This window comes from Pedobacter sp. AC464 (genome assembly GCF_979253075.1).
Genome location: NZ_CEEDBV010000001.1, coordinates 427,828 through 444,801, shown reverse-complemented (window position 1 = coordinate 444,801; position 16,974 = coordinate 427,828). Strand labels below are relative to the sequence as shown.

At 38.8% G+C, this 16,974-nt stretch carries 16 protein-coding genes; 5 read left to right on the top strand and 11 right to left on the bottom strand.

Annotated features, from left to right (window positions below; translation table 11 throughout):
* Positions 1-8: 8 nt before the first annotated feature.
* From AC0IWT_RS01910 to AC0IWT_RS01900, 3 genes are all read right to left on the bottom strand, one after another.
* Entirely contained in the window at positions 9-281 is a 273-nt protein-coding gene (locus AC0IWT_RS01910; RefSeq protein ID WP_056870697.1) for a hypothetical protein, read from the bottom strand.
* Between the two features lie 270 nt (positions 282-551).
* Positions 552-1,202, bottom strand: coding sequence for an outer membrane lipoprotein periplasmic chaperone LolA1 (gene lolA1 / locus AC0IWT_RS01905; protein ID WP_471795741.1), 651 nt, complete (start codon positions 1,200-1,202; stop codon positions 552-554).
* Between the two features lie 60 nt (positions 1,203-1,262).
* Positions 1,263-3,866: an FtsK/SpoIIIE family DNA translocase gene (locus AC0IWT_RS01900; RefSeq protein WP_471795740.1), complete on the bottom strand. Its 2,604-nt coding sequence runs from the start codon at positions 3,864-3,866 to the stop codon at positions 1,263-1,265.
* 438 nt (positions 3,867-4,304) lie between these two features.
* Between AC0IWT_RS01900 and AC0IWT_RS01895 the strand changes: the two genes are divergently transcribed.
* Positions 4,305-4,958, top strand: coding sequence for an ankyrin repeat domain-containing protein (locus AC0IWT_RS01895; RefSeq protein ID WP_471795739.1), 654 nt, complete (start codon positions 4,305-4,307; stop codon positions 4,956-4,958).
* A 50-nt stretch (positions 4,959-5,008) separates the two neighbouring features.
* Here the strand turns inward: AC0IWT_RS01895 and AC0IWT_RS01890 are convergent, their stop codons facing one another.
* The 5 genes from AC0IWT_RS01890 to pyrF form a co-directional block, all read right to left on the bottom strand.
* Positions 5,009-5,227: a PspC family transcriptional regulator gene (locus AC0IWT_RS01890; RefSeq protein WP_056870701.1), complete on the bottom strand. Its 219-nt coding sequence runs from the start codon at positions 5,225-5,227 to the stop codon at positions 5,009-5,011.
* Between the two features lie 115 nt (positions 5,228-5,342).
* Positions 5,343-5,558 (bottom strand): hypothetical protein, encoded by a 216-nt coding sequence (locus AC0IWT_RS01885; protein WP_471795738.1) that lies wholly within the window; start codon positions 5,556-5,558, stop codon positions 5,343-5,345.
* Positions 5,559-5,603: 45 nt separating this feature from the next.
* Complete coding sequence (locus AC0IWT_RS01880) at positions 5,604-6,887, bottom strand: DUF2851 family protein (RefSeq protein ID WP_471795737.1); 1,284 nt, start codon at positions 6,885-6,887, stop codon at positions 5,604-5,606.
* Between the two features lie 81 nt (positions 6,888-6,968).
* Positions 6,969-7,871, bottom strand: a complete 903-nt coding sequence (locus tag AC0IWT_RS01875; RefSeq protein WP_471795736.1) for a DMT family transporter — start codon at positions 7,869-7,871, stop codon at positions 6,969-6,971.
* A 114-nt stretch (positions 7,872-7,985) separates the two neighbouring features.
* Positions 7,986-8,816, bottom strand: a complete 831-nt coding sequence (pyrF, locus tag AC0IWT_RS01870) for an orotidine-5'-phosphate decarboxylase (RefSeq protein ID WP_471795735.1) — start codon at positions 8,814-8,816, stop codon at positions 7,986-7,988.
* Between the two features lie 420 nt (positions 8,817-9,236).
* Here pyrF and rho point away from each other — a divergent pair, with 420 nt between their 5' ends.
* Positions 9,237-10,961, top strand: a complete 1,725-nt coding sequence (gene rho / locus AC0IWT_RS01865) for a transcription termination factor Rho (RefSeq protein ID WP_056870705.1) — start codon at positions 9,237-9,239, stop codon at positions 10,959-10,961.
* Positions 10,962-11,078: 117 nt separating this feature from the next.
* Positions 11,079-11,771, top strand: a complete 693-nt coding sequence (gene pssA, locus AC0IWT_RS01860) for a CDP-diacylglycerol--serine O-phosphatidyltransferase (protein ID WP_471795734.1) — start codon at positions 11,079-11,081, stop codon at positions 11,769-11,771.
* A gap of 1 nt (position 11,772) precedes the next feature.
* Here the strand turns inward: pssA and AC0IWT_RS01855 are convergent, their stop codons facing one another.
* Positions 11,773-12,153, bottom strand: coding sequence for an Hpt domain-containing protein (locus AC0IWT_RS01855; protein ID WP_471795733.1), 381 nt, complete (start codon positions 12,151-12,153; stop codon positions 11,773-11,775).
* A 16-nt stretch (positions 12,154-12,169) separates the two neighbouring features.
* On the bottom strand, positions 12,170-12,664 hold the full coding sequence (gene folK / locus AC0IWT_RS01850; protein ID WP_471795732.1) for a 2-amino-4-hydroxy-6-hydroxymethyldihydropteridine diphosphokinase: 495 nt from the start codon (positions 12,662-12,664) through the stop codon (positions 12,170-12,172).
* Between the two features lie 50 nt (positions 12,665-12,714).
* On the opposite strand from folK, the gene sppA reads away from it, so the two are divergent.
* The gene (gene sppA / locus AC0IWT_RS01845) at positions 12,715-14,481 is read left to right on the top strand and encodes a signal peptide peptidase SppA (protein ID WP_471795731.1); all 1,767 of its coding nucleotides are present in this window, start codon (positions 12,715-12,717) and stop codon (positions 14,479-14,481) included.
* A gap of 45 nt (positions 14,482-14,526) precedes the next feature.
* Here sppA and AC0IWT_RS01840 read toward each other — a convergent pair whose 3' ends face one another.
* A complete protein-coding gene (locus AC0IWT_RS01840) occupies positions 14,527-15,150 on the bottom strand; it encodes a hypothetical protein (RefSeq protein WP_471795730.1) in 624 nt (207 codons plus the stop codon).
* A 94-nt stretch (positions 15,151-15,244) separates the two neighbouring features.
* Between AC0IWT_RS01840 and AC0IWT_RS01835 the strand changes: the two genes are divergently transcribed.
* Entirely contained in the window at positions 15,245-16,930 is a 1,686-nt protein-coding gene (locus AC0IWT_RS01835) for a helix-hairpin-helix domain-containing protein (RefSeq protein WP_471797200.1), read from the top strand.
* Positions 16,931-16,974: the final 44 nt, after the last annotated feature.

Below are 16,974 nucleotides of genomic sequence, written 5' to 3'. Positions count from 1 at the left end.
TAGCTGGGTTAAAATAGCGCTGTTTGTTTTAATGAATGATAAAACTGACGTTGTTTTTCATCTAACAGATTTGTATCAGGATTGGTTTGCTTAACCAACACAACTAAGGCTGCAATTTTTCCCTCCAGATTTGAAAATTTATTTACCACAATAACCTTATTATGCTCAATCAGGCAAGAGCCTGTTTTAAAGTTTCCTTTTTCATAACGAACCTTGAAGCCCATAGCAAAAAGCAATTGCTCTAATTTTTCTAAAGTATGGTTTGTTATTGGCAACGACATTAAAACAAACTTAGAGAAAATATGCAGCATTCATAACTACAAAGTTGTTTTTTTAGGCCGATGGTGTAGCCCGCCTTTACCATACACATTGAACTTTCAACCGTTCATCTACCTTCAATTTTTAGAAGAATTGCTGCTAACAATGTTGTCAGGCCTAATTGAATATTGCATCAACGCTGGTAACATGATACACATCAACCGTGTTGCTAATAAAAAAGGTTCAGCTGTTTCCAACTGAACCTTTTGTTACTATTCCGCAAGGCGGAAAAATTACCTCAAATCTACAACCTCAACGCCAGGATATTTTTTTGCGTCGAAGGCAAATGTTGTTTCTGGTACGTTTACATTGGGCGAAAAAGTTTTCACATTGTAAGTATACTTATTTCCGTTTTTATCAAATAAAACCACATTTGCAATCTGCTTAGCCGCTTTATCAATGCTCAAACGAACTTTGAAAATCGATTTTTTAGCATCAACCGGTGTCAAATCAATCATTTGATAAGTTTTTGCACCAACCTTTGTCTCGCCGGTGTAAATGTACTTAAAGCCTTTTTCGTAAACAGTAAAAATCTTAGCCGGATTAATGGCATCGCCACTATTATCCACGTTACTAACCTGAACCTCTTTATCCTTTTTTAAATAGGTCCACTGGCTTTTGCCATCACTAAACAACTCCTGATTCGTCATGGCAACTTTATATTTATTTGAGTTCGCCTTAACGTACAAAGTACCTTGTTGTGTTTCTTTCACTTTAGCTTTTGGATTATCCAGCGTAAATGTGAAATCGGTTTTAACGATATTATACGACTTGTATTTTTTACTTACATCAGCCAGGATAGCTTTCGCTTTCGCATCAGTTTGAGCATAAGTTGATGTTGTAAAAGCAACTACAACCATTAATGCTGAAATTAATTTCTTCATCTCGTGTTTTTTAAATTTTCTTTTGAAACTTTAGATTAGATTTCCTTGCATAGGTTTAATCTAATCTTTGCTGTTCATACTATTCAAGAACTGTTCCAAAGAATATTCATCAGGGTATAAAACCTCCCGGGCCTTACTCCCTTCAAACGGGCCAACTATACCTGCAGCTTCCAGTTGGTCGATAATTCTACCCGCACGGTTGTAACCTAGCTTAAGTTTACGCTGGATGAGCGAAGTAGAGCCTTGCTGATGCATCACAATCAGCCTTGCAGCATCTTCAAAGAATTTATCACGTTCATTCGGGTCAAAATCTGCCTTACTTCCTTCTCCTGCCTCATCAATGTATTCTGGCAGTTGATAGGCATCAGCATAACCACGCTGATTACCGATAAATTCAGAAATTCTATCCACCTCTGGTGTATCAACGAAAGCACACTGTAGCCTGATTAAGTCGCTACCTGTGGATAAAAGCATATCTCCGCGACCAATTAACTGGTCTGCACCACCACTATCCAGAATAGTACGCGAATCAATCTTCGATAAAACCCTGAATGCTAACCTCGCTGGGAAATTGGCTTTAATTGTACCTGTAATAATGTTAACCGATGGCCTCTGTGTAGCTAGAACCAGGTGAATTCCAATGGCCCGTGCCAGTTGTGCCAAACGTGCTATCGGTGCTTCAACCTCTTTGCCGGCAGTCATCATCAAGTCGGCAAACTCATCTACTACGAGAACAATGAAAGGTAAAAACCTATGCCCATTGTTTGGATTAAGCTTACGCTTGATAAACTTATCATTATATTCTTTGAGGTTTCTAACCTGTGCATCCTTCAACAAATCGTATCGCTGATCCATCTCGATACAAAGCGAATTCAGGGTATTAACCACCTTCTTAGTATCGGTAATTATGGCATCTGCTTCTCCCGGAAGTTTAGCAAGAAAATGGCGTTCAATTCTGTTAAATAAGGTAAGTTCAACCTTTTTAGGGTCGACAAGCACAAATTTTAATTGCGCCGGATGTTTTTTAAACAGTAGAGATACCAGAATAGCATTGATACCAACCGATTTACCCTGCCCCGTTGCACCCGCAACCAGTAAGTGAGGCATTTTGGCCAAATCGGCAATAAAAACTTCGTTACTGATGGTTTTCCCTAGCGCAATTGGCAAGTCCATGGTATTTGAAGTCCACTTTTCGGTATTTAAAATGCTGCGCATGGGCACCATTTCAGGGTGCTGATTAGGCACTTCGATACCAATTGTTCCCTTGCCTGGCATTGGCGCTATAATACGAATACCTAATGCTGCGAGCGAGAGAGCGATGTCATCCTCCAGATTTTTAATTTTTGAAATTCGAACCCCGGGAGCCGGGATGATTTCATAAAGCGTAACCGTTGGACCAATGGTAGCCTTAATCTTATCTATCTCGATATTGTAGTGATTAAGCGTTTCTACAATTTTATTTTTATTTGCTTCCAGTTCCTCCGCATTTACCGAAATTTTATTGGTGCCATAGTTTTCCAGCAAATCGACTGTAGGATACTTATAGCCGGATAAGTCCAGCTTTTCATCATAATTGCCAAACTGCTCCACCAAATCATCAGATTTTTTTTCTTCTTCGGTTTTTTCAATGATAAAGGAAGGTTCCTTTTCCTCTTCAATCGTTGGCTCTACGGTTAAGGGCATTGTAGCCGCCGCAGCCGCCGATGTAGCCAGCGGTAAATTTGTAGCCATGGGCGACAAGGTTACAGGCGCAATTATTTCATTATCATCTTCTTTCCCTTCGTAACGACTTGGCTGTATTACCACATTTTGCTTACCACGGTCATTATTTAAAGGTGGCTTCTCCCGTACCGGAAATTCTATTGGCTCATTAACTTCTTCAACTTCCCTGTTTTGAGCGAATCTTTCACGCACTTCATTCACAAAATCGGGCGTTTCGTTATCGAGGTAAACTTCTTTTTCCTTACGTTGCGGTAGCTTGAAATCGATGTTATAGGCGATGATAAGGATGGTTAAGCCCGCAAAGGCAATTAAGCCGGCAACACCCGCAGCGCCAATCTGCGCCGCTAATAGTTTATTGCTCCAGTAACCAAATTCACCTTCAACATAATGTGGCGAATCTGACCAGAAACTGTGTGCGAAACCTAAAGTTAACGAGATAAAAAGCAGGAAAAAAAAGCTGTATCCCAGCGTTTTGGAAATGGAAAGAATTTTTACCTTAAACAATAACCGGTAACCTATAATAAAAAAAGCGAGTACAAATAGAAATGAGGCAATACCAAACCATTCGTAAATAAACTGGTGCGATAATAATGCACCAAATTTGCCCAACCAGTTCTGTACAACCGGAATAATAACGCCAGCATCTTTTAGTTCTTCGGCGGTTTTAAATAGATTACTCCAACCTCCATTTGCATCAATTACGTAACTCTGATCATCTTGCCAGGTGAATAAATAAGATGTGAAGGCAATTAAAAAATATAGAGAAAGGACAACAAAAAACAAACCTACAATCTTTATTGCACGGCCATCCTGCAAGTCGAAACTTGGCAAATATTCTCTTTTCTCTTTGGCCTGACGACCCGACGACGCTCTGCCAGGTGCATTTTCAGCGCCTTTATCTCTAAATGTATTGGTTTTAAACTGGTTTCCCCTTACCGCCATTTTCTATTCTATGATATTAAACAACAAACTTAGATAAAATTGTTGCCATTGCGAACAATTTTATCTTTCTCCCCCCCTTGTCTTCTATAAACCAAATAATGGTTGGAAGATTGCATTACATTGGTGAAATCAATCACGTGATGTAATTCGCCTTAAATTACTTAAAATATTATGCACAAATTAAACCTTGGCAAGAAAAAATCGTCTATAATTTAACAATGCACAAGTTGCTACGTTTTGTCAAATGAAACGGATTTTGTTTTAGGTTTATCCCGTTTTACCTGGAAGGTGAAACGGGATTTTTTTTTAAATCGTAGCACTATAACGGCAAGACCTAAAGCAATAATATAGCTTGGAAAGATATATTTAGGCCTGAAGTTTCACACTCCATATATTTTTTGTTAATTTAAAACGAATATTTGAAAACAAATCAATACTATGAGTATAGCACAACTCGAAGAACAGATTGAGGCTGGGAATTTAGAGGCAGTTAAGACAATTTTGATAAGCAGCCCTGCTTTGGCAGGTACTGAGACGTCACATAATGTTTCACCTTTATTATTGGCTTGCTACTATAAAAGACCGGATATTGCCAATCTAATAGCTGAGTTCTGCGACAGTATAACTTTGTTTGAAGCTTGTGCCGTTGGAAAGTTCGACACCGCTACATTACTTATTTTTCAAAACCCAGACGACATTAATAAATTTTCTGATGATGGCTTTACACCATTAGGACTGGCCTGTTATTTCGGACATGAAGAGCTGGCCAGATTTTTAGTGCTTAAAGGTGCAGATGTAAATTTAGCCTCAAGAAACGGATTCAATGTTTTTCCGATACATTCGGCTGTTGCTGCAAATAATATAAACATTACCAAAATGCTCTTAGATAGCGGCGCCTATCCAAATGTTTGCCAGAAAGCGGGTTTGGCACCATTGCATACCGCAGCACAACTTGGTAACATCGAACTAATAATTTTGCTTTTAGAACATGGCGCAGAGGTAAGCTTACGTATGGAGGGCGGAAAATTACCTGCAGATTTAGCTGAAGAAAAAGGTATTCTGGAAATTGCAGAAATTTTGAGCGTAGATTAGGGTTGGATTCAGGAAAATTTAATGAGAAGATTAATACTTTACAATTAGAATTATTCCCAAATTCTTAGCCTGATTTTTTTCATATATGTTCTGATGTCCAGAACAACGGCGGCGAGAAAATAAAACAGTATCGGGAAACCTACTGCGAGAAATGAAGAATAGATAAAAAACAAACGAACCTTGGCGGTGCTCATGTTAAGCTTGCTCGCCAGGTAAGTAGATACACCGAAACTCTGCTGCTCAAAATAGGTTATTATTCGTTGGAACATCGTTATCTTTTTAGGTTTTTATCTTTAATGATAAATTGAAGGATTTAAACCGTTTAATTTACCAATACTAATTTAACAATATTTTTTGGTTAATGTTCAAATGAATAGCATTTCGTTATTCAAGCACCAACTTTTCAAAATCTTGTCTGTCTTCATGTTTGATGAAAAGAATCTGCTGGTCTGCTAAGCCCGTAAACTTTTTCTTAAGCTCATCCTTAAACTTTTCAATATCTACGTTATTGTTTAATATCACGGTAAGCGCATCTGCATTGCCTCTTACTTCGATAATTTTATCGGGGTAAAGTTCTCTAAGTTCGTGTGGAAATTCCATATTGACAAAACCGAATAAAAGGTAGAAAGTTTGACAAATTAGCAATTAGGTTTGCCTCAAAATTTTGATGCCAATACCACAAGATAAACATTTTTTCGCATCGCAGTACTGTTTTTTTAACTGTAAAATTCCCTGAGATGCAAAAGCATTATCAATTTTTACACCTGCTGAAGTAAACTTATCGGCAATCGCATTTTCCTCTGGCGGTGAGCTTTCCAACAATTTTATCGCCCTGCTAACGTAAAATTGCGTTCCGGTATGCTTGCCGTAAGCAAATAAGAAGAGCGCAACCGTGTTTAACAAAATATTATCTACCGATGGTTTACCAGGCTGATTGCTGACAACCACTGCGTCTTTTCTAAAATGGTAATGCTTTTTCCAATAATCGTTAACCGGTAAATTTTCAAATGAGGCTCTGAGCTCTGATATGTTACTGATTTCCATCACTTTTGAAAACAAATGATTTGCCTTTACAATTAATGCCGCAAATTGCGCTAAACGCATCGTTGGAAAATTTTGTGGCCGCATTCGCAAAAATTTCCACAGCGAAACATCTATTGCTTGTATGTTATATTTCTGTTGTAAAAACTGAAACTCCTTTTTTAATTTCGCTGGATATTCATCCTTTAACTCATCTTTTAAAAAACCGGCCGAACCAAAAACAAGGGCTTCAATCTGTAATACATTATCTTTATGCTTTCCGTAAATTTGTTGCGGAACGGCTTTTGCAAGGAGTTCGAAAGGTAGTGCGTTTACCTTGAAACCAAAGTTACGGGCCAGAAAACGATATAAAGTTTCATCCCAGTTTCCATTTAATTCATTTAATGTTTCGATTACGGCATAGCTTTTTTGTTCAAATCTTTCAATTAGTGTTCGGGATAACCAAGCATCGATAATTATTTTATCGACGTGTTGGATTTGCGCAATACAAGGAAAATCATTCAGGTTGATGAACAGCTTCTCATATTTCTGAATCAACGTTTCCGCGATACGGTTTTTTAATTCGAGTACTGTTAAAACAGAGCCATCTCTTCTTTTAATCTCAACATCGTTATCATAAACTACATGCAGAATTACATTTTCATAGCTGGCGTCGGCTTGGTGATTATGCTTTAACCAATCTGATGATTTGATGTGAATTTCTATGTTACCCGCCCAAATTGTGGTTTCAAGTAGAATTTTACCATTGCAAAAATCCGGACCCGCATTTTTATTCAGAAAACCTTGCTGAATGATTGTCAGGTTTTCGCCCTCAACAGTTTTTAAGCTGTTGTTATCGAACGACCTGAACTGCCACACGTAATGAAGAAAATCTTCAGAAATATACATTCCTGAATATAGAAAATATTCCTAAAAGTTTTATGAAGATGCTTCCAGTATGTGAAATCTTGACTGAATCAACCGATAGAATTATACCACTTCTGCTTTCTTTTTATAATTGGTGATGAATACGCCGGCGATAATTAAAACTGTAGCCACAATTAAATCGATACCAACGTGTTCATTCAAAATTAACCAACCCAGAAATATTGCAATAATTGTATTAAAATAAGTAAGGATAGAAACCTCTGAAGCCGAAACTTTTTTTAATGCATAATGGTAACAGAAATAGCCCAAAACCGAACCAAATATCGCGAGGTAAACCGCAGCAAATATGCTTTCTGGCTTCCATTTGCTTGTATCGGCTTCGCCAGAAAAAACAAGCGCCAATCCAAACTGAACTATCGCTGAGAAAACGAATTGATAGAATAGATTTAGAAATATGTACTGAGGCTTTCCGCTATGTTTTTTAGAATAAATTGTTCCGATTGTCCACCCCGAAACTGCAATTACTAGTGATAAAATTCCGTTTCGGTAGCCCGGCTCAAGTAAATCGCTAATTCCATCTCGAAAAATGAATACAATACCTAGAAAACCGATAAATACCCCAATAAAACCTTTCAGTGTTGGCTTTTGGATGCCAAGAAAAACACAACCGAGAAAAACGAGTAGCGGCGAAGTTGCATTTATCAGGGATGTTAGCCCACTTGGGATTGTTTTTTCTGCAACGGTCGTCATTCCGTTGGCAATAACAACCATCAAAATTGAAAGTAAAATTTGTCTTTTAAAACTACTCCAGCCAATCCACTTTAGCTCTTTTTGTTTTATCAAAATAACAAGAATAATTATAGACGCAACGGTTTGACGGATAGCGGTTACATACCAGGCCGGAATACTTTCTACGGCAACACGAATGCCCAAATAGGTTGTACCCCAAATTAAAGCAACACCGGTTAAAGCAAATATAAGTTTTAAGTCTATTTTAGCATTCATGGTTGGTTGGAAGTTTTATCCGGAAAATACAGATTAACAGAGCAGCATTTTTTGTCAGGTTGGCTTTGAGAAATATTGTCGCTAATTTTGACCTGGTAAATTCGAAATCTGCGACTAAACTAAGCTTGCTTGAACTAATATTTGCGCCATTTCTTGTTGCAACGTCAAAGCCTCTTCCCTGGCCCGCTCTGCAAAATCCTCTCCCTTGCTTGCATAAATAATTCCTCGAGATGAATTTACAAGCAATCCACATTGCGAATTCAGGCCAAATTTGCAAACTTCCCGCAAATCGCCCCCCTGGGCACCAACACCCGGAACCAACAGAAAATGGTTTGGAGCAAATTTACGCACATCGGCAAAGGCAGAGCCACGCGTTGCGCCCACAACATACATCATTTGCTCATCTGTAGCCCATTGTTGCGATGTTTTAAGTACTTGCTCAAAAAGTTTCTCGCCACCTATTTCTTGCATCTGGAAATCAGCATGACCCGGATTTGAGGTTAAAGCGAGCAGAATTACCCATTTATTGCTAAAATTTAAGAATGGTGTAACCGAATCGCTGCCCATGTAAGGCGCAACCGTAACCGAGTCGAAACTCATTTCTGACGACGTTTCATTAAAAAACGTTTCGGCATACATCGCCGACGTATTGCCAATATCGCCCCGCTTAGCATCTGCGATGGAAAAAATGTTCTCTGGAATATACTTCCAGGTTTCAATTAAAGTTTCCCAGCCTTTTTTGCCATAACACTCGTAAAAAGCAGTGTTTGGTTTGTAAGCAACACATAAATCTTTCGTAGCATCAATAATTTGTTTATTAAATTCGAGAATTGGATTTTCGTATTTGAGCAGGTGCTGAGGAATTTTATCCAGCGAAGAATCAAGTCCGACACATAAAAATGAACGTTTTTTTTGTATCTGCTCAAAAAGTTGTTGCTTAGTCATATAAGGCCTTATTTGCTGCAAATATGAGGTTTTTAAGTGCTTTTGACCAACAAAAATATCTTCACATTTATCTTTTTTATAAACAATTTAAACTTTTTCTTGCGGATTACGTTTCAAATACATACAATTGCAACATAATTTCTCAACCGTTTATCTGAATATCCCAGAAAAAATTTATCAAGACTTGTTTTTTGTTACCATTTTTTGAAAGCGATTTATCGTTTTTATTCAGCTCGTAAACAATTATGAAACCATTTTGAGTGCATCTAAGAATAACTCATTTGTTTTATAGCCTTAAGAATTTATACACGAATAAAACCGCCGGGCCAACGCAAACACAAATTTAGGCCTGTGCAGATTTATAGCAGAAAACGTCTGTTATAAACAAATGAAAAATTTCTTGAAACATATATATTTAGAATGTTTAGCAAAACAGAATTAAATGATAAGCTCACACCAGAATTACGTGAACTTGCAAAATCTTATGGCATTGAAGGTGCCGAATCCCTTAGAAAAATAGACCTTGTTGAAGTACTGTTACACCAACAAGAAATAATAAACGCAGCTAAGTCGGGTGCCGACCCTTATAGCGAACCTGAGCCAGTTGCAGTTGCACCTGTTGCAAAAACCAAAACGGCAAAGGCCGAAAAAACACCAAAAGTTGCTGCGTCAGCTGCTCCTGCTGCCGCCACATCGGAAAAACCGGCTAAAAAAAGAGTTAGGCTAAGTAAAGATGAAGCCTCCGCTCCGATTGAAAGAAAAAGAGAATCGGTCACTTTATTTGATGAGCCGCAACATCAGCAACAACCAGAAAGGCAGCCAGACAGAATTATTGAATCGGAAGATGGCGGCAGTAAGCCAATTTCCGCATTGATAGAAGAATCAGCAGAAGTAATTCCAGCTGCTCCGAAACAAAAACAAGAACAAAGAGAAAAACAGGAAAAGGGACAACGCGATGATAATCGCCAGCAGAAACAACCTGGAGGTGGCAACCATCATAAAAATGAAAACAGCTACTCGAATCTGGATTTCGATAATGTAATTACCAACGAAGGCGTTTTAGAAATTATGCCTGATGGTTATGGTTTTCTCCGCTCTGCAGATTACAATTATTTAACCTCTCCCGACGATATTTATGTATCTCAGTCGCAGATAAAACTTTTCGGTTTAAAAACCGGCGACACTGTAAAGGGAAGCATTCGCCCGCCAAAAGAAGGCGAAAAATACTTTCCTTTAGTTCGTGTAGAAACCATTAATGGCCGTATTCCTGCTGAAGTTCGCGACAGGGTTCCTTTCGATTACTTAACACCACTTTTCCCAACCGAAAAATTAAATTTATTTACGGATAACAGTAATTATTCTACCCGTATAATGGATTTATTTACGCCGATTGGTAAAGGTCAGCGTGGATTAATTGTTGCACAACCTAAAACGGGTAAAACCAACCTCTTGAAGGAAGTTGCCAATGCAATCGCTAAAAACCATCCGGAAGTTTACTTAATTATTCTATTAATTGATGAACGCCCTGAAGAGGTTACCGATATGGCCCGCAGTGTAAGAGCAGAAGTTATCGCATCTACATTTGATGAGCCGGCCGAGCGCCACGTAAAAATAGCCAATATTGTTCTGGAAAAATCCAAGCGCTTGGTAGAAAGCGGACATGATGTGGTAATTCTCCTGGATTCTATTACCCGTTTGGCCCGTGCTTACAATACAACTGCGCCGGCATCTGGTAAAATTCTATCGGGTGGTGTTGATGCCAACGCATTACACAAACCAAAGCGTTTCTTCGGTGCAGCCCGTAACATTGAAAATGGTGGATCTTTAACCATTTTAGCAACCGCTTTAACCGATACCGGTTCTAAAATGGATGAAGTTATCTTCGAAGAATTTAAAGGTACCGGTAACATGGAGTTACAGTTAGACCGTAAATTATCGAACAAACGTATTTTCCCTGCAATCGATATTACAGCATCGAGCACACGCCGCGATGATTTGTTACTGGACAGAGATATTTTACAGCGGGTTTGGATTTTACGTAACCATTTGGCCGACATGAACAGCCAGGAAGCCATGGAATTTGTACAGGCACAAATAAAAGGCACTAAGAGCAACGAAGAATTTTTAATTTCGATGAATAGCTAGAATAAGGCTAAAGGTAAAAGATGTAAGGCTGAAGGTTTCTGTATCGGACAACTTCAGCTTTACACACTTACGGTTTAATTTTGCAGAACTTTACCTTAACCACACACCATAAATTTTATGAAAAGGCATATCCCTAATTCGATTACCTGTGCAAACCTTTTTTCTGGCTGCATCGGAATCGTTTTTGCATTTAAGGGTGATTTACAGATTGCAGCATATTTCGTTGTTATCTCAGGCATTTTTGATTTTTTTGATGGAATGGTTGCCCGGCTTTTAAATGTAAAATCAGCAATCGGCAAAGATTTAGACTCTCTGGCCGACATGGTAAGTTTTGGTTTTTTACCAGGCGTGGTTATGTTTCAGCTGCTTAAAACAAGCGATTATTCTTCTGAATACCTACCTTATTTAGGATTCATAGTCACCGTATTTTCTGCCTTACGCTTAGCAAAATTTAACAATGATGTTCGGCAAACTGAAGATTTTATTGGCTTAAACACGCCAATGAACACACTTTTTATCTGCTCATTGCCTTTTATTGCAGTCGATTATCCACACATTATCGGCTCAACGATTTTACTTATCGCGATTGTGGCACTTACCAGTTTCCTGCTAATCAGCGAAATAAAAATATTTTCCTTAAAGTTTAGCAATTTTAGCTGGCGTAAAAACAAAATTAGGTTCTTATTCCTGCTACTGTCGGCAGTTTTAATCGGCGTGTTGAAGTTTGCTGCAATCCCATTAATATTGGTACTCTATATCGGTTTGTCAATCCTTCACTTCCGGGGCGAAAACAAAGAAGTAGCAAATTAAGTCACAACTTGTACTTCAGTTTCACCTCTAAAATAGTCATTTCAATCTGCTGATAGATCTTGTCTATCAATGAGTTCAAACTCGCAATTTGTTCAGCTACATGCGGTAGATTTTCTTGTTTCCGAGCTCCATTTTCTATCAACTGAACAAAATCTTTCACATCTCCACGACCAACGTAAGTAAATGTGGGCTTTATTTTGTGGGCGCACTCCGCTACCCTTTTCCAGTCTTTTTTAGCTAAGGCATCTTCAAGTTCTGCCATGTAAAATGGCGTCTGTTCTGTGAAGGTTTCAAAAACTTCGATCATAAATTCAGGATCATGACCTACCATTTCTGTAAGATAGGATAAATCTAAGGGATGATTATCTCTGTTATCTTGCATACCCAAACTTAGGTATTTACAACTTGTTTACCTCCAAAGTATCAGAAATATTTTCGGCAATTTGTAAAATCGTTTGCTTTAAAACAGGATGCATTACCTCAGGCGCAATTTCAGCAAGTGGTTTCATAACGAATTTACGGTTTTGCATCTCTGGATGAGGCACCTGAAGTTTTCCTTCAATATTAATAATTTCATCTCCAAACAAGACTAAGTCGATATCTATTAACCGTTCGCCCCACTTCTCTTTTCTGATTCTACCAAGTTTTTCCTCAATTTCTAATGCCACATTCAAAAGCATCAAGGCACTTAAATTTGTTTTTAAGGCAACCGCCTGATTTAAAAAATCAGGCTGGTCTTCCTTGCCCCAGGCTGCTGTTTCATAAATGGATGATACCGCAGTCAGTTCGCCCGCCTCGCTATTTAACAACCTTAAGGCAAGGGCCAGATTTTCCTGTCGGTTGCCCAAATTTCCGCCTAGTAACAAATATGCAATTGTGTACTCTAATGCCATATTAAGCCTCGTATTTTTATATCTTTACGGCACAAAATTAAAACATTTAAATGAGAGAATTTTTTAAGTATTTATTTGCTTCAATGTTAGGATTTTTCCTATCCATAATTGTGGTATTTTTCATCTGCTTTGTAATCATTGCTGCAGCTATCTCTTCCATTGATGACGACAAAACGGTTACCGTTGGCGCAAATTCAGTGCTGTTTTTAAATCTGGATCAGCCAATAACCGAGCGCACACCTAAAAATCCCTTCGGAAATTTACCCATAGTTGGTGGCGAAGAAAAAGATGGTATTGGATTAAACGACCTTTTAAAATCGATACAACGTGCAAAAACCGACGACAATATCAAGTGCATTTACTTAAGTGTTAGCAGCCCCAATGCAGGCTTTGCTACCATGAGGGAAGTTCGGAATGCATTAATCGACTTTAAAAAATCTCATAAAAAAATATTGGCTTACAGCGAAGTTTATACTCAGGGAGCTTATTATCTGGCTTCGGCTGCAGATAGAGTTTATTTAAATCCTGAAGGTGCGCTGGAGTTTAAAGGATTTAGCTCTGAACTTACATTCTTTAAAGGAACGCTGGAAAAAGTTGGCGTAGCGATGCAGGTAATTCGCGTTGGCAATTATAAAAGTGCCGTAGAACCTTACATTTTGGATAAAATGAGCGACTATAACCGTAAACAGGTTACAGCTTATGTTGGTGGTTTGTACAACACTTTTTTAACAGATATCGGCCAAACCCGCGACATTCAGAAAGATAGTTTGTACAGCATTGCTGATAATTACAAAATCAGGGAACCAAAAGATGCTGTAAATTTTAAGATGATTGATGGACTTAAATATAAGGATGAAATTCTTGAGGAGCTGAAGGCGATATCCGGTAAAACCAAGAAGCAAAACATAAGTTCTGTGTCTGTTAACGATTATGCGAAAAATAACAGTGCCACTGGTTCTGGCAAAGATAAAGTTGCAGTGATTTACGCTAATGGCGAAATTACCGGCGGCGAAGGTTCTGATAATCAAATTGGCTCAGAACGAATCTCGAGAGCCATTCGCAAAGCCCGTTTGGATGATGACATCAAGGCGATCGTTTTACGCGTAAACTCGCCGGGCGGCAGCGCCCTGGCATCAGACGTGATTTGGAGAGAGATCGTTTTAACCAAAAAAGAAAAGCCGGTAATTGCGTCTTTCGGGGATGTTGCTGCGTCTGGCGGTTACTATATCGGCTGTGCTGCTGATAGTATTTTTGTTCAGCCAAATACAATAACTGGTTCAATCGGTGTGTTTGGCATCATTCCAAACTTCCAGAATCTTATGACCAACAAGTTAGGAATTACTTTCGATGGTGTGAAAACCGGTAAGTATGCAGATATTATGGCAACTAACCGCCCAATGACGGAGGGTGAAAGGTTTATTATTCAAAACGAATTAAATAGAATCTACAGTGGTTTTGTTAGCCGTGTTGCGGATGGAAGAAAGAAAAGCAAGAGTTACATCGACAGTATCGGCGGTGGCCACGTTTGGATTGGCACCGACGCAGTTCAAATCGGTTTGGCCGATAGAATCGGAAGTTTTAATGATGCCATTAAATCTGCAGCCAAAAAAGCGAAGCTTAGAGACTATAAAGTGGTGGAATACCCAGACGTTATCGACCCACTGAAATCATTGCTGGAAGAAAGCACAGACAGAATTAAAACTTACTATACCAAACAAGAGCTTGGCGATAATTTTATGCTATACCAACAGATGAAAAAAGTTATTGCAAGTTCGGGCATCCAGGCCAGAATGCCTTTTGAGGCTGTTATAAAATAGCGATTGAATGTAAAGCAGATGATGAAAGCAATATCATCATCTATTTTACTTTTGCTTTAATGCCTTCCACTTCGGGTGCAAAGTTAAATACGTAGCGTTAATCGGTTGGTTTGCTGGATGAACAGTGAGGGCAACACTCTTGCCGCTCAGAAACTCGATGCCAACTCCCTCCTGTTTAGAATCAAAAACCGTTACTGTGTCTTTTTGTTCGTTTAAATAAGCGGATACCTTCTCCATCCCTGGGAACTTTTGTTTTGTTTCCGATTCTGCCATTCCAATCCGATAACCATCCTGGGTTTTATATTCAGCAGATGTAATTCTGATTTGTTTAACAGATTTGACACGCATGCTTGTATCGCGGTAAGCCGAATAAATTGCTATTTCTTCTTTTTGTTTACTTGAAGAATCAGTACGATACCAAATTCCCCAGGCCTTTCCCATTGCCGCATCGCTAACATCCGGCTTTCCGAGCATTTTACCCACTATTTCCACATCTTCGCCCAATGAAATGTCGCCCACCGAACGCCCGGGAACGATGAGAAAACGGGAATCAACGATTTTACCTGGGCCAGATTCAATGCTCGCTACGGAATCACTTTTGTGTTGAGAATTTTGAGACGACTGGCAAGCAACGAAACTGGTGCTTAAAAGCAGGATGGCGATTTTCATAGAATTCATACCTACTCAACAAGCTTTGATAAATTCTGTTTAAAAAATAATGTTCCTCAAAGTTTTAGCGCTTTATTTTATAATTTTACAGCTTATGGAGAATAAAACCATCGCCCGTACTTTACGCCTCTTATCGCAGTTAATGGAATTGCATGAAGAAAATCCTTTCAAAATCAAATCGATAGCAAACGCATATTTCAAAATTGATAAATTACCTTTTGCATTAAAAGACAAACCGAGTGATGAAATTGATAAGATTGATGGAATTGGTAAAAGTTTAGCAGCCAAAATTGTTGAGTTACTGGAAACCGGTGAGCTTACGGAACTAAATGATATTATAAATAAAACACCGGATGGTGTGGTAGAAATGCTTGGCATTAAAGGAATTGGCCCGAAAAAGATATTTATTATTTGGCGAACACTTGGCATTGAAAGCATTGGAGAACTCTATTATGCCTGTAATGAAAACCGACTCATCGAAGCTAAAGGTTTTGGCTTAAAAACCCAGGAAGAAATTAAAAATGCGATTGAGTTTAAACTGGCAGCAAACGGAAGGTTTCTTTATGCACAGGTTGAGGCTTTTGCAGATATGTTATATGCTCAAATTTCTGAATGGTTAAACAAAACTGAACAACAACCGCTTTTAGCTTTCGCAGGACAGTACAGGCGTGCCTGTGAGATTATCGATGAACTGGAGTTTGTGATAGGGGCTGAAAATGCATCGGACGTTAAAAACAAACTAACTTCTTTTGAGCCGCTTTCATTAATCGTTGGCGAAGATGCGTTGATTACGACAACCAATACAGGCTTAAGAATCAAGATTTTCGTGGTGGATAAAGCCGCTTTCTATTTGGAATGGTTTAAACAAACAGGCAATAATGAACATGTAGAGGAAGTGCTAAAATTGGTCGGCCAGGGTAGTTTTGCAAGCGAAAAGGCTATTTACAGCGCAGCTGGCTTAGCGTTCATTGAGCCCGAGTTAAGAGAGGGCCTCGACGAAATTGAGCTGGCGAAAATGAATAAACTGCCAACATTAATCACCTACGAAGATTTGAAAGGCAGTTTACATAACCATTCTACCTGGAGCGATGGTGTTCATACCCTCGAACAAATGGCTGTTTATTGTAAAGACGTTCTGAACCTGGAATATTTTGGCATCTGCGACCATTCAAAAACTGCGGTTTATGCAAAAGGGTTAAACGAACAAAGGGTTTTTGGGCAACATCAGGAAATTGACGAGCTAAATAAGAAACTAGCGCCCTTCAAAATATTTAAAGGAATTGAAAGCGATATTTTAAGTGATGGTTCTCTAGACTATTCGGCTGACGTGCTTGAAACTTTTGACTTTGTGGTTGCATCCGTTCACAGTAATTTACGAATGGATGAATTGAAAGCAACAACGCGGTTAATAAAAGCAATAGAAAATCCTTACACCACGATTTTAGGTCACCCAACCGGCCGCTTATTGTTGAGTCGTGCAGGCTACCCCATCGACTATAGAAAGGTAATAGATGCCTGCGCTGCAAATAATGTGGTTATAGAAATTAATGCAAACCCACTTCGTTTGGATTTAGATTGGCGCTGGCATCGCTATGCATTGGAAAAAGGCGTTTTGCTTTCCGTAAATCCTGATGCGCACCGGACAGACGGTTTTCATGACATGCGTTATGGAATATTAGTTGCCCGAAAAGGAGGGTTAAGCGCTACCAAATGTTTAAACGCATGCTCTCTAGCAGAAATAACCGAACATTTTGAAAAAAAGAGTATCGCTTTGAGTTAACAATCTTAAGACGACAATACTTTTTTTAAAGATAACAGCTTTTC

Excerpts from the sequence above, each read along its gene's own strand:
- AC0IWT_RS01910 (WP_056870697.1), bottom strand. The coding sequence starts at position 281 with ATGTCGTTGCCAATAACAAACCATACTTTAGAAAAATTAGAGCAATTG.
- lolA1 (WP_471795741.1), bottom strand. The coding sequence starts at position 1,202 with ATGAAGAAATTAATTTCAGCATTAATGGTTGTAGTTGCTTTTACAACA.
- AC0IWT_RS01900 (WP_471795740.1), bottom strand. The coding sequence starts at position 3,866 with ATGGCGGTAAGGGGAAACCAGTTTAAAACCAATACATTTAGAGATAAA.
- AC0IWT_RS01895 (WP_471795739.1), top strand. The coding sequence starts at position 4,305 with ATGAGTATAGCACAACTCGAAGAACAGATTGAGGCTGGGAATTTAGAG.
- AC0IWT_RS01890 (WP_056870701.1), bottom strand. The coding sequence starts at position 5,227 with ATGTTCCAACGAATAATAACCTATTTTGAGCAGCAGAGTTTCGGTGTA.
- AC0IWT_RS01885 (WP_471795738.1), bottom strand. The coding sequence starts at position 5,558 with ATGGAATTTCCACACGAACTTAGAGAACTTTACCCCGATAAAATTATC.
- AC0IWT_RS01880 (WP_471795737.1), bottom strand. The coding sequence starts at position 6,887 with ATGTATATTTCTGAAGATTTTCTTCATTACGTGTGGCAGTTCAGGTCG.
- AC0IWT_RS01875 (WP_471795736.1), bottom strand. The coding sequence starts at position 7,871 with ATGAATGCTAAAATAGACTTAAAACTTATATTTGCTTTAACCGGTGTT.
- pyrF (WP_471795735.1), bottom strand. The coding sequence starts at position 8,816 with ATGACTAAGCAACAACTTTTTGAGCAGATACAAAAAAAACGTTCATTT.
- rho (WP_056870705.1), top strand. The coding sequence starts at position 9,237 with ATGTTTAGCAAAACAGAATTAAATGATAAGCTCACACCAGAATTACGT.
- pssA (WP_471795734.1), top strand. The coding sequence starts at position 11,079 with ATGAAAAGGCATATCCCTAATTCGATTACCTGTGCAAACCTTTTTTCT.
- AC0IWT_RS01855 (WP_471795733.1), bottom strand. The coding sequence starts at position 12,153 with ATGCAAGATAACAGAGATAATCATCCCTTAGATTTATCCTATCTTACA.
- folK (WP_471795732.1), bottom strand. The coding sequence starts at position 12,664 with ATGGCATTAGAGTACACAATTGCATATTTGTTACTAGGCGGAAATTTG.
- sppA (WP_471795731.1), top strand. The coding sequence starts at position 12,715 with ATGAGAGAATTTTTTAAGTATTTATTTGCTTCAATGTTAGGATTTTTC.
- AC0IWT_RS01840 (WP_471795730.1), bottom strand. The coding sequence starts at position 15,150 with ATGAAAATCGCCATCCTGCTTTTAAGCACCAGTTTCGTTGCTTGCCAG.
- AC0IWT_RS01835 (WP_471797200.1), top strand. The coding sequence starts at position 15,245 with ATGGAGAATAAAACCATCGCCCGTACTTTACGCCTCTTATCGCAGTTA.